The 11979-nt window shown below is 40.0% G+C and carries 13 protein-coding genes; all 13 read right to left on the bottom strand.

The window, feature by feature from the left end:
• Window positions 1-8: 8 nt before the first annotated feature.
• Window positions 9-2099, bottom strand: a complete 2091-nt coding sequence (locus SR187_RS01850) for an AAA family ATPase (protein WP_120171338.1) — start codon at window positions 2097-2099, stop codon at window positions 9-11.
• Between the two features lie 328 nt (window positions 2100-2427).
• Window positions 2428-2838, bottom strand: coding sequence for a peptide deformylase (locus SR187_RS01845; RefSeq protein WP_120171337.1), 411 nt, complete (start codon window positions 2836-2838; stop codon window positions 2428-2430).
• 69 nt (window positions 2839-2907) lie between these two features.
• Window positions 2908-3636, bottom strand: coding sequence for a MerR family transcriptional regulator (locus SR187_RS01840; RefSeq protein WP_120171336.1), 729 nt, complete (start codon window positions 3634-3636; stop codon window positions 2908-2910).
• A 70-nt stretch (window positions 3637-3706) separates the two neighbouring features.
• Window positions 3707-4405, bottom strand: a complete 699-nt coding sequence (locus SR187_RS01835) for an ion transporter (RefSeq protein WP_120171335.1) — start codon at window positions 4403-4405, stop codon at window positions 3707-3709.
• 143 nt (window positions 4406-4548) lie between these two features.
• Complete coding sequence (locus SR187_RS01830) at window positions 4549-5841, bottom strand: FtsX-like permease family protein (RefSeq protein ID WP_323131750.1); 1293 nt, start codon at window positions 5839-5841, stop codon at window positions 4549-4551.
• A gap of 32 nt (window positions 5842-5873) precedes the next feature.
• Window positions 5874-6980 carry a nucleotidyltransferase gene (locus tag SR187_RS01825; protein ID WP_120171333.1) on the bottom strand — a complete coding sequence of 369 codons (1107 nt, stop codon included), beginning with the start codon at window positions 6978-6980 and terminating at the stop codon, window positions 5874-5876.
• Window positions 6977-7723 (bottom strand): class I SAM-dependent DNA methyltransferase, encoded by a 747-nt coding sequence (locus tag SR187_RS01820; protein WP_120172451.1) that lies wholly within the window; start codon window positions 7721-7723, stop codon window positions 6977-6979. The genes SR187_RS01825 and SR187_RS01820 overlap by 4 nt, the downstream gene beginning before the upstream one ends.
• Before the next feature lie 92 nt (window positions 7724-7815).
• Entirely contained in the window at window positions 7816-8175 is a 360-nt protein-coding gene (gene rsfS, locus SR187_RS01815) for a ribosome silencing factor (RefSeq protein ID WP_120171332.1), read from the bottom strand.
• A gap of 161 nt (window positions 8176-8336) precedes the next feature.
• Window positions 8337-8966 (bottom strand): bis(5'-nucleosyl)-tetraphosphatase (symmetrical) YqeK, encoded by a 630-nt coding sequence (yqeK, locus tag SR187_RS01810; RefSeq protein ID WP_120171331.1) that lies wholly within the window; start codon window positions 8964-8966, stop codon window positions 8337-8339.
• Window positions 8963-9595 (bottom strand): nicotinate-nucleotide adenylyltransferase, encoded by a 633-nt coding sequence (locus tag SR187_RS01805; protein WP_120171330.1) that lies wholly within the window; start codon window positions 9593-9595, stop codon window positions 8963-8965. Before SR187_RS01805 ends, yqeK begins: the two co-directional genes overlap by 4 nt.
• Before the next feature lie 12 nt (window positions 9596-9607).
• Window positions 9608-9919, bottom strand: a complete 312-nt coding sequence (gene yhbY, locus SR187_RS01800) for a ribosome assembly RNA-binding protein YhbY (protein ID WP_024532192.1) — start codon at window positions 9917-9919, stop codon at window positions 9608-9610.
• A gap of 212 nt (window positions 9920-10131) precedes the next feature.
• Window positions 10132-11238, bottom strand: a complete 1107-nt coding sequence (gene yqeH, locus SR187_RS01795) for a ribosome biogenesis GTPase YqeH (protein ID WP_024532191.1) — start codon at window positions 11236-11238, stop codon at window positions 10132-10134.
• Window positions 11239-11766, bottom strand: coding sequence for a YqeG family HAD IIIA-type phosphatase (locus SR187_RS01790; protein WP_024532190.1), 528 nt, complete (start codon window positions 11764-11766; stop codon window positions 11239-11241).
• Window positions 11767-11979 lie beyond the last annotated feature (213 nt).

Raw genomic sequence — 11979 nt, 5'->3', positions numbered from 1 at the left:
CTATATTGTTAAGCTAAGTTTTGCTCTTTTATTTGAATTGTTCCGCCAATCACATCAGCTTCCAAGTACTTGACATCACTATTATCCAAGTAAAAATCTGTAACTTTATCACGAATCTGGTTTTCAATAACACGACGAAGCGGACGAGCCCCCATTGCCTTGTCGTAACCTTCTTCCATGAGAAACTCTTTGGCAGCATCTGTAACATGTAGACTAATGCCTTTTTTAGCCAGCGTATTATTGACCTGAGACAGGAGCAGGTCTACGATAGCTCTTAGATCTTCCCTCTCTAAATGTTTAAACTCAATCACTGCATTGAAACGGTTGAGGAACTCCGGACGGAAGTATGGAACAATGCGTTCCATAATGTCCTGTCTCTCTTCGCCTTCTGGCAAGTCGTAGCCAAATCCAGCATTAGAGGTTGCAATAATAATCGTATTTTTAAAGTTGACTTGATTGCCTTGACCATCTGTTAAATGTCCATCATCAAGAACCTGTAAGAGCAAAGTGATGACTTGTGCATCAGCTTTTTCAATCTCATCTAGTAATACGATAGAATAAGGATTGCGGCGAACTCGCTCGGTTAGGGTATGCGAATTATCGTCGTAGCCAACATACCCCGCTGTTGTACCAATCAACTTGGAAACGGCTGTTCGATCGCTATACTCTGACATATCAAGGCGGATAATTGCCTCCTTATTTCCAAATAAATCCAGCGCTAGCTGCTTTGCTAACTCTGTCTTACCGACACCTGTTGGTCCGACAAAGAGGAAGGAGCCGATAGGACGATTGCCCTCATCAAAACCTGCACGATTACGACGAATCGCACGGGATACAGCTTCTACTGCGTCACCTTGACCGATAACATTTGCAGCTAGACGATGTTTGAGGCCCTTGAGTCGTTCAATATCAGAAGCCCCCATTTGCGATACAGGAATACCTGTCATCCGTTCAACTGCTTGAGCCACATCATTGACCGTTGCTACAACTTTTTGGCTTTCCGTATGGTTGTTAATCTGTTCTTGCAGCTTATCAATCCGGATTTTTTCATTCAAAGCTTTTTCATAGTCCTCTTTTTCTGCGGCTTCTAATTGCAAGCGTTTCGCATCCGCCATCTCAGCTTCTAATGTCTTAATATCCGTAACGGAATGCTGTGCTGCTAAATGAGCAGCTGTTACGTCGATCAAGTCAATAGCTTTATCTGGTAAGCTGCGTTGAGGAATGTATTGAACAGAATAGTCAACAGCAGCATACAAGACCTCATCTGGTAATTCAATATTGTGGTGAGCCTCATAAAGTGGTTTAATTCCCTTCAAAATTTGGTAAGTATCTTCTGCCGATGGAGCATTGACCTTCACTTCGTTGAAGCGACGAGCTAAGGCTGCATTTTTATGAATGGTATTGCGGTACTCATCCTGAGTAGTAGCACCAATAACGGTCAATTCGCCACGTGAAAGGGCTGGTTTAAGAATATCCGCTAATCCCTTGGAACCTGAATCGCCACCTGTACTGCCTGCCCCCAAAATCTGATGAATTTCATCAAAGAAAAGAATGATATTTCCTGCTTGCTTGACCTCATCAACCAACTGTTGAACATTCTCCTCAAAAGCTCCACGGTACTGAGTACCCGCTTCCAAACCAGAAATATCAATAGAAATAATTTCCTTGTTTTTGATGGCTGCCGGTACATCACCATTGACAATTGCCTGAGCCAAGCCTTCTACTACTGCTGTTTTACCAACACCAGCATCACCAACCAGGACAGGATTATTCTTGGTACGACGAGCCAGAATTTCCGAAGTATCTTGGATTTCTTTATTGCGACCAATGACCGGATCTAACTTGCCTTCACGCGCATCCCCAGTCAAATTACGACCTAGTTTTGCCAAAACACCATCTGACTTTATCTGACCTTTAGAGTGAGATTGAACTGCACCTTCTGCCGCTGGTAGTTGGCCTGTTTGGCGATAATGAGCAAATTCCTCTGGAGTAACCTCGCGACCGTTGATGGAGTAACGGCGACGCTCTGTGCTATACCCCCCCATATTGCCCATTAGTTGATTGAAAATATCGTCCATACTGTTAAAATTGTTATTCATACTGTTTACCTCGTTTATCTTATTTTTTGTTTGCTAAAGAAAATTGACTATTACTGACCTTTGTTAGATAAAAAACCACTAATAAGGAACCATCCTCTTTTTCATGCTGACCCCCTCAAAAAATTGTCTTTTACTGACCAATTATTTAAGATAAAAATCAAACTAGATTCATTTGACCTTATCTGACCTTTTAATCAATAAATCATAAGGTTTTTCTATAACCTTATGAAATTATTATATACCATTAGTCAGTAAAGGTCAATATCTTTTTTGACTTTTTTTGACCTTTATCTAAAAACTCCAACTTTCAGTACGGTTTTACTGATTTTCAAATGATAATACCTTCTAAATGATCTAACTCATGCTGAACAATCTGAGCTTGAAAATCTGTCAGCCGTAAACTCTGCTTTTTCCAAGAAGAATCCCAAAATTCCACCTCAATTTCCTGATAACGGGTTGTAGGGCGAATACCTTCTAATGACAGACATCCCTCCTCTGCCTGGTAGGGTTTTGTCTTACTAATGAGAACGGGATTATACATAACTAGATTAGTAAAACCTACATTGACAACGATAACCCGCTTTTTGACCCCGATCATATTGGCCGCCATTCCCACACAGGCATGGCTATTTGCTGCAAGTGTATCCTGTAAATCCTTACCAACTTGCAAGTCTGCCGGTGTAGCAGCCTCAGATTGCTGCTGGAGGAAAAAAATATCTTTCATAATAGGTTGGATCATGAAAAACTCCTTACTTTCAAACTAATTCCAGTATATCAAAAAAGCCTAGTTTCCACTAGACTTGTTCTTTTATTCTTGACAGTAAGCTGCAATAGCCTGACTGACAAATTTGGAAGTGCCTACACCTCCTACCTGATCAATATTGGTTGCAAAACGTTCATCTTCTACGTACATGAGACCTAAGCCTTGCAAGATTTTCTTTGTGCAGGTATAAAAATTATCTGTGATATATGTCTGCAATATTGCTACTTGATCCTGTACATCTGGATGACTGCATTCTAAGCCCTGCATTTTTCCAAAGGCCTCAAAAATCACCTGCATCTCTCGGACAAAAATCTCATCCTTGCTAGTATCGTAGCGCTGGTCAAATTCAGTATAAGCTGACGTTTTTCCCCAGCGGTTCTTGGCCTCAGTCCTGTAGCTCTCTAGTTTACTTGTATCGAATGCGTGAAAGTCCATGACTTCTCCCCCTTTTTCTATGAGTAATCTGGCATGACCGATGATATGATCCAGACGCTTTCTTTTGAACTCTAAAAGAGCAATGTGGTCTTGCAACACTTGCTGGCGATCAACATCAGTATTTTCCAGAATCTGCCGAATATCTTTGAGAGGAAAATCCAGTTCTCGAAAGAGCATTATCTCTTGCAGATGGAGCAGACTATCCCGATTATAATATCGGTAACCATTATCCGCCACAAAAGCTGGTTTGAGCAAGTTAATTTGGTCGTAATGATGTAAAGTGCGCACTGTTAATCCGGAAAACTGACTAACCTGCTTAACCGTAAATGTTTCTGACATGGAAATCTCCTCTCTATGAAGAGTATAAAGGATAACGTAAGGTAAGAGTCAAGAAGAAAATAACTATTTTCTATCCGTCCTTTGTAATCTCATTCATATAACCTGCTGTAATGATTCCCGCAGGTAGGGCAACGATTGCAATTCCTATAATCGAAGAAATCATCGTTATTACTTTACCCAATACTGAAGTCGCAAATATATCACCATATCCAACCGTAGTTAGCGAAATGGTCGCCCAGTAAACCGCATCAAAAAAAGTTTCAAACGTATCAGGCTCGATTGAAAATATCAATAGGGCGGTTAAAAAAATGTACCCTATTGCAAGACTTGCCACCAGTAAAAGCGCCTCTTTTTGTCTTCGCATAACATTCGTCAAAATTTGTATATTTTTTGAATATCGAATGACTTTGAAAACCCTTAGTACTCGTCCTATCCTTACCATCTTTAATAGCTTTAGACTACTATAAAACATCAAAAAAGTTGGCAATATACAGATTAAATCTATTACTGCTAATAATGTAAATGGGTAAAGAAAAAACGACACTCTCCCTTTTTGAAGTTTAAAATCAGCAGTTATCACCCGAAAAAGATAGTCTAAGCAGAAAATAGCTGCTGTGACATATTCTATCAACAAATGAAATGGTTCGTTCTTTTTAAACATCAATGGAAGGATACTAACCACTATTGCCACCAACATTATCAGATTATAAAATCGTGATAACAAACTATCTTGGCTATTTTCTAAGATATTATATAAACCTCTTCTCATCATTCTCCTTTACCAGTATATACCTATAGATCTGCCATACCTTATCGCACCAAGATCACTTTATAAATCGACAACAATCAAACTCCCCCTGTTGTTTCTCCAAATAATGTCTGTCGTAACGTTCAGGTATAACAAAAACATTTTTATTTTCTCCTACGTAAGCGCTTCTTATACTTAAGCTTTTTGGAATTACCTTTCTTTAACAAGTAATCGTTAGAATATAAAACACTACCAATTAGTTTGAAAATAGCGGTAGAAACAACTACTGAAAGAATCAATGATAAAAAGGGTAAACTGGCATATTCTCTAAGAAATACACTATTTAGATCATTCAACGAATAACCAAATATTCTGTAAGCAAACAAAGTCTCTCTATTTTTATCAAATACATGATAGAAGAATAAAGTGGTAATAGAAAACAATTTTAATTTTGCAAATAATTGTTTTCCACCTAAACTAAATTCTTGCGGTTGCTTCGTTCGTTGTTGATAAGCCAGATATAGAAAATTATCTAACACAAGTATGATTACTGCTGGCAAAAACCAGACAACAATATCAATCGCAATGAAGTTGACAAAGAAGATATAGAGCACCAATGCACTTCCAGCATTGACGAAATAGTAAACTTCTTTGTAAGAAGCGCCATATTGCCTATACATAAACAACCGTATATATAAAAATATATGGTACACAAACAGACTTAGGGCTATAGAGATGAATGAAAAGTCTTGATCAATTGTTTCCAATCCTGCATGGAACACAACCAAAAACAGCATCGAAGATACTAGCTCAGAAAACCAATAAATTTTTCCATTGTTCCACCGCAGCGAAAACAACTTGAATTGTTTAAATCCCCTATAAAAATTAGATACTAGAAGGTAGCGGAATGTTACAAATAAGATACAAAAAAAGATTCCCAGAAAGTCCGTGCGAAACTCCAGACCGATACGATCAAACTCAAAATCAACAAATAATAGCAAAATGATGCTAATTATATCAGTCAAGATATGAGCGTACACTTTAAATTTGAGTACCTTATCGCCAAAAAAAGACACACATATATCTAAAATAAAAAATGGAACTATATTCCACGTATTCCAAGCCTGATAAAAAAGCCAAATAAGGAAAAACGATGGAATAATATGATATAAAAACAGCCAGACATGAGAAACTTTTGACATTTCTTTTCCCACAACTGAGCTATAGCGGACAATAGCAGCGCACTTCAGTAAAACACATGCAAATAATAGCCAAAAAACTAAACTATATTCAAATTTTTCAAATTGTAACAAGTCTTCAAAAGGCAGTTTCCCAACTAACATTCTAGCGATAAAAGCAAACAAAAGATTCAACCAAGGAAACCAAAGATAGTAGGTTTCCCTAATCTTTCTATGCTTTATTTCTTTCACTATCAACTGATAAAAATGAGACACCACTTGTTGCAAACTCTCACCTCCAAAATCCTATTCTATACCAAAACGTCCGTAATGTTTCTTCTCACCGGCACACGTCCGTAGGTCTGCTCTGCTATGCCTTTCGCACCAAGTTGATAGACACTATCTGCCTGCTGGGTCAAGCTGTCCCAAGGCTCCTTGCCAATTCGTGTCACCAGATCCACCTTGTCCTTAACCTGTTTGAGATAGGCTTGACCTATCGATGTAAAGCCCAGTACATGAATAGCTTTTGGCAGCGGGGTCTCCACTGCATTGACCAAGATGTAGGTCAAAATCCGTCGTACTCGCGCCTTAGTGTAGCGCTTGGTCGCAACAGCATTTACCAATTCTTCTACATTCGTCACACTACCAATGGCAGAGCGGATACGACTGGCTAGTTCATCGTTAACCTGAAAAATCTGACTCAGGTCTTGATGGGTCGTAATTTGATAACGAAGCAGAGAAAAATAATGATTCCAACCGACTTTAGTTGCCTTTTCAAAAAGAGCTGCCGAAGGTAAAAAATCACGTACCAAATGTAATTGGTCGACTCCTTTTCGGATAGCCGTAGCCGAAGCATAGCTCGTCTCAACTTCTTCCGAGTGAAAACCTGCTCCCTGCCGCTGTACAGGACTTAGTTGAATTCCAGTCCCAGCCACCGCCTTTGCGTAGGCTAAGGCTAGGATATGATTGGGAGTATCGCCTGTGAAGCTCAGACCAGCAAATTCCTGCCACATAATCTGAGTTTTCTGTGGATAAGACAGATTCTCTGGCAAATTCTTCACAAACATCTCCATTTTCTCTGATTTTCCCACATAAATATCAGTAATCCTCTGATAATCCAACATTTCTTCTGTACCAAAAACCAGCTTTTCCACACCTAGTCTATATAAAATATCTATAGCTCCTTTAGCAAAGTGATCTGCCGACTGAACAGATACTAAAAAGGGCATTTCAACCACAAGATCTGCCCCATGCTCCAAAGCCATCTGAGCCCGCGTCCACTTATCCACAATGGCCGGTTCCCCACGCTGTACAAAATTACCAGACATGACGACAATTTTTACGCCTTCTGCTTGTTCCAACAGGTACTTGTGTCCTGTGTGAAATGGATTGTATTCTGCTACGATACCAGAAATCATGCCTTGACCGCCTTAAAGAACCAACGCTGACTGGTTTCAGTTGGAAACTCGTCCTCAAAATCTGCAAAGATTTCTACAGAACCAAAACCAGCTTGTTTCAACAAGTCAACATAAGTTTCAATCGGATAGGTCCGCTCTTCATGAACCTCATCACGACGGATAAATCTCTCAGGTTCACCATTTTCATCTTTGACAAAAAAGGTCAACTCGTGAACAACAGAGTACTCATGTTCTCCCTTATAGGTATCCCAAACGAAGGCAAACTCCTCATAATTTTCATGATAGCTATAACCTGCAAAGACTTCCTCCATTTGATAAATGGAATGCACATCAAAAATGAAAACACCACCATGGTTGAGAACAGAATGAACACCTTCAAAAACACGCAAAACCGCCGCCTCATTTCCCATATAGCAAAGACTATCGGAGTAGCAGGTCACCGCATCAAAGTCACCAACACCTTCCAAGGCCATCATATCTGCCTGAGCCAATTCAAGCATAACTCCAGCAATCTCTGCCCTTTTCTGAGCTAATTCAAGCATCTCATAACTAAGATCCAAGCCGGTTACATCATAACCTGCTTGAGCAAAACGAACAGCTTGAACTCCGGTTCCACAAGCTAATTCTAAAATTGTCTTTGCATTCTTTGGCAAATGCCGTAGGCTAAAATCGGTCCATTGGTCGTAAAGGCTATCGTCCATGATTTCATCATAGACTGCCGCAAAGGTTTCATAAGTTGCCATATTAGTCTCCTCTCTTGCTTTGATAGATTCTATCACTTTGCTGGCTTGAACAAAGCCAAACTTTTGCAAAAAGCAGTCCTCAGACTGCTTTATTATTTCACTCCTAAGAGAGAATCAAGCTCTACAAAGCTTCCCTCATGCCAGAGCTTCTCTAAGTTATAAAGTTCACGCATTTCTTCTGAGAAGATATGGACGACCACACCTCCAAGGTCTAAAAGGATCCAGCCACCGTTGCTGTCGCCTTCCATACGAATCCCTTTGAAACCAGCATCAACTACCTTTTCACGAATGTTTTCCGCAATAGCTTCCAACTGACGGCTGTTCATTGAGCTTGCAATAACAAAATAATCTGTCAAACTCGTAACGCCCTGTACATCAATCACAACAAGGTCCTCAGCCCGCTTGTCATCTGCAGCCTGAACCACAAGTTTTACTAAATCTAATTCTTTCATCTTATCCTTTCAAATTGTTTATTAGTGTATTTCTTTTGAGCAGATTGACCAAGCCAGATAGTTTGGTAATGGTCAATTAACTCTTTAGCACGCAGCTTTTCTGAAAAAGTTGCCGTTGTTCTATCTTCATAATGACCAACTTTGTAGCTTGGTCAAAAAGTTCACTTTCTCTTTGTGTCACTGCAAACTTGACAATTTTTATCTAAGTCTCTCAAGTGGCGAACATAACTATTATAGGTTTCGAGTGTTTGTGGATAGATGGGAATACGCTGTTTAGCCAGGTAGGAAATGGTCTGTGCTGTTTCGTAAGCAACAGCTTTATCTAAATTCTGTCTGGCTAACTCACGAGCTATCTCGACTCCAGGAAAATCACGATTAGGCTCGATGTAGTCTGCTACATAAAGAACCTTATCCAGCAAAGTCATTTGTCCTGCTCCAACCGTATGGCGTTGAATAGCTTGGAAAATCTCTGCATCTTTCAAACCAAAATCTTCTGAGACTTTATAGGCACCGACTACTCCATGCCAAATATTATTATCCCAATTAAGCAGTTCTCTATCCAGATCATACTTGACGATTAAGTCCTCAAAAATCTGATCCGCCACTTCCTTGGCATAATCATGTAAGAGCGCAGCTAAGCTGGCTTTTTTCATATCACAGCCATATCGCTCTGCTAACTCAATCGCGGCCTGCTCCACACCGAGAACGTGCTGAAACCGTTTTGGAGTCATAGCTACACTAATTTTTTCTAAAAGAGCCTTGCGATCAAAGCTTAAATCTGCTGCAATCATCTATAAAGTCCTTTTTCTTCAATATAGTCCAGGACCTCGTGGGGCACCATAAAATTAGGCACACGTCCTTGCTTGATAAAATCACGTACCATGCTGGAAGAAATGTCCATGAGTGGAACATCTACCCAAATAACGGGATAGGAAGTCCCTGCCTTATAGCGCGGACGCTGCACACCGACAAATTGAACTAGTTTAATTAACTCATCAATCTTATGCCATTTTGGTAGGTAATCTACCATATCTGCACCGATAATGAAATAATAGTCGGTCTCAGGATTTTTTTCCTTCAACAATTTCATGGTATCGTAGGTATAACTGATACCTCGACGCTCCAACTCAATCGTTTCTATCCCCAAACCCGCAATACCCGCAATCGCCATCTTGAGCATGGAGTAGCGATGGTATTCATCAATGGTTTCTTTCTTATCCACATGGGGGGGAACACATTCTGGCATAAATAAGACCTCGTCCAGCTGCAACTGCTGACGAACCTGATCTGCCACAATCAAGTGAGCATTGTGGACAGGGTTAAAATTGCCTCCCAAAATTCCTACCTGCTTGCGATTGGTTTCTTTTTTTTCAACCTCTAATTCAACCTTGGTAAAGGGTGTTAAGAGTTCAATAGCCATGGGCTCTCCTTCTTAGATTTCTTTGACCTTTTTAGAAATTTTTCGGTTCTCTTTCTTACTGGATTGTTTGAACAAAATCAGGATACGACCGATTTTTTGAACCGTATCAACGCCGATTTCTTCTTCCAGAATTTCTGCGACTTCATGAATATTCTCGTCCGTATTTTGCAGTAGAGTCACCTTAATCAACTCACGCGCATCAAGCGCTTGACGAACGCTCGTCTTAATCTGGTCATTAAGACCATTTTTCCCGATTTGGATAATAGGCTTGAGTGCATGTGCCTGACTATTCAAAAAGGCACGTTGTTTAGATGTAAGCATAATGTTTCCTTAATATTTTAGTATAATCTGATACAGACCTGAATCTCATACATAGCAAGATGCAGTGTCGTAGATACAATTGGAGGCAAGCAAATAAGATAAAATGCTACCCGATGAACATCAAAAATAGATGAAAAAGTAACTGCAATGCAAAAATGAAGCCTATCAAGGTAGATTGACAGCATATCCTCCTGGCATTCATAGGGTGCAGGGTTTTAAATGATAGCCTTGCGAACCACCACATCCACTCCCTTAGGTGCCCAAGCAGCAATTTTAGCTTTCTCGTTAATCCGAATCCAGCCAAGACCTGAAAAGACCACATCCGTCTTTTCAGTAATAGTAAATTCATGGCGGACTAGTTCTGGAAACTCTTTCAGTTCCTTGCTGGTTGGCGGTACCAAGAGACTGCCTGCATGTTTCTTATAAAAATCGCTAGCTCCTTCGAGTTTAGTACGATGAAGTTGAAGTTCATTGTCAAAAAAAGCTGTAAAGCCCTGACGTTCACCAGCCACAAAGTCAAAACGACCAAGACCTGCCAAGAAAAGGGTTTGCTCTGGGTTGAGCTGGTAAGTTTTTGGCTTAATTTCCTTGCGAGGACTGATATATTTAAGATTCTTAGCTGTCAGATAGTGAGCCATCTGATGGCGATGGATAATTCCTGGAGTATCGTAAATAAATGAACCATCATCCAGAGGAATTTCAATCTTATCTAGAGTCGTTCCCGGAAAACGAGAAGTGGTAATAACATCCTTATCTCCTGTAATTTCCTGAATAATGGCGTTAATTAGGGTTGACTTACCCACATTAGTTACACCGACCACATAGACATCTCGTCCCTTGCGATGTTCTTCAATTTTCTCAATCAAGTCCTTGATTGCCTGCTTGTTTTGAGCAGAAGTTAGGACCACATCTACCGGTCGCATACCAGTTTCATTCGCTCTCTCTGTCAGCCATTGAGTCACTTTCCCCGTCTTGACAGACTTGGGCAGAATATCTTTCTTATTTCCCACTAAAAGAATATCGTTGCCAGAAGTAAAACGTGATAAGCCAGGGATAATGGAACCATTAAAATCAAAAATATCAATCACATTAACTACTAAGGCATCGCTTTCACCAACACTATGGAGGAGGCTCAGAAAGTCATCATCAGAAATATTGACATCTGAAATCTCATTATAATGGCGAAGACGGAAACAACGTTGACAGTAAAGCTGCCCTGTTTCCAAACCTTTTTCTAAGGCTGATTGTGGCGTAAAGCCTGCAACGGACTTGTCTACCGTCTGAATCTTAGCACCGCAGCCGATACAAAATAATTCTTCCACTTACATTTCCCTCTTATGGTCTATCGCCCCGTATTTAGCGATGATTTTTTTCATAGTTCTTCGTTCGCGCCAACGGTTAATCTGTGTATTGATTGAGTCAGTCTTGATCAGTGGTTTAACCAATACAGACTTGAGACCAACTCGCTTAGCCGCCCGAATGTCTGTCATCAATTGGTCTCCAATCATGACCACTTCACTTGGCTTGACATCAAAGCGTTTTAAAGCTCGGTTCATGCCAAAGGTGAAAGGCTTGAGGGCAAAGGCTTCAAACTCAACCCCAAACTTCTCAACCGCCCGTTTGACACGTTCGTACTTATTATTAGAAACCACCACAACAGGAATGCCTGCTTCTCGCAAATCGTGTAACCACTGGCGCATCTCTGGCGTTCCATCAGGATTATTCCAAGCAATCAAGGTGTTATCTAAATCAACAAAAACTACCTTGATACCATGTTTTTTTAACCCTTCAACCGTCACATCATAGACTTTTTCCAAGCAAAAATCCGGCATGTAATTTTCTAAACTCACTATCGTCTCCAAAAGTTTTTATCAGATAATTATACCATTTTTCTATAAAAAATGCGAGCTACTTATAATAAAAACTCTTGGATAAACGAGTCTCGTTTGCCTGAATCTCATAATATTATTTTTTACTTAAGCTGACAGTCTCTCTCCACACAGTGATACAAAGTATTGTCCTCCCAATAAGATATTCACTTTAAAAAAATTCTTTTTTACCTT

Origin of the sequence: Streptococcus ruminantium (assembly GCF_003609975.1) — a bacterium.
Classification (GTDB): Bacteria; Bacillota; Bacilli; order Lactobacillales; family Streptococcaceae; genus Streptococcus; species Streptococcus ruminantium.
The sequence above is the reverse complement of the archived record's forward strand: the minus strand, read 5'-3'. Positions and strand labels throughout refer to the sequence as shown.

What these genes read in the sequence shown, in the direction of transcription:
- rsfS (WP_120171332.1), bottom strand. Translation starts at nt 8,175, where the DNA reads ATGAAAGAATTAGATTTAGTAAAACTTGTGGTTCAGGCTGCAGATGAC.
- SR187_RS01835 (WP_120171335.1), bottom strand. Translation starts at nt 4,405, where the DNA reads ATGAGAAGAGGTTTATATAATATCTTAGAAAATAGCCAAGATAGTTTG.
- SR187_RS01840 (WP_120171336.1), bottom strand. Translation starts at nt 3,636, where the DNA reads ATGTCAGAAACATTTACGGTTAAGCAGGTTAGTCAGTTTTCCGGATTA.
- SR187_RS01805 (WP_120171330.1), bottom strand. Translation starts at nt 9,595, where the DNA reads ATGGCTATTGAACTCTTAACACCCTTTACCAAGGTTGAATTAGAGGTT.
- SR187_RS01820 (WP_120172451.1), bottom strand. Translation starts at nt 7,723, where the DNA reads ATGGCAACTTATGAAACCTTTGCGGCAGTCTATGATGAAATCATGGAC.
- SR187_RS01845 (WP_120171337.1), bottom strand. Translation starts at nt 2,838, where the DNA reads ATGATCCAACCTATTATGAAAGATATTTTTTTCCTCCAGCAGCAATCT.
- SR187_RS01825 (WP_120171333.1), bottom strand. Translation starts at nt 6,980, where the DNA reads ATGATTTCTGGTATCGTAGCAGAATACAATCCATTTCACACAGGACAC.
- SR187_RS01850 (WP_120171338.1), bottom strand. Translation starts at nt 2,099, where the DNA reads ATGAATAACAATTTTAACAGTATGGACGATATTTTCAATCAACTAATG.
- yqeK (WP_120171331.1), bottom strand. Translation starts at nt 8,966, where the DNA reads ATGATTGCAGCAGATTTAAGCTTTGATCGCAAGGCTCTTTTAGAAAAA.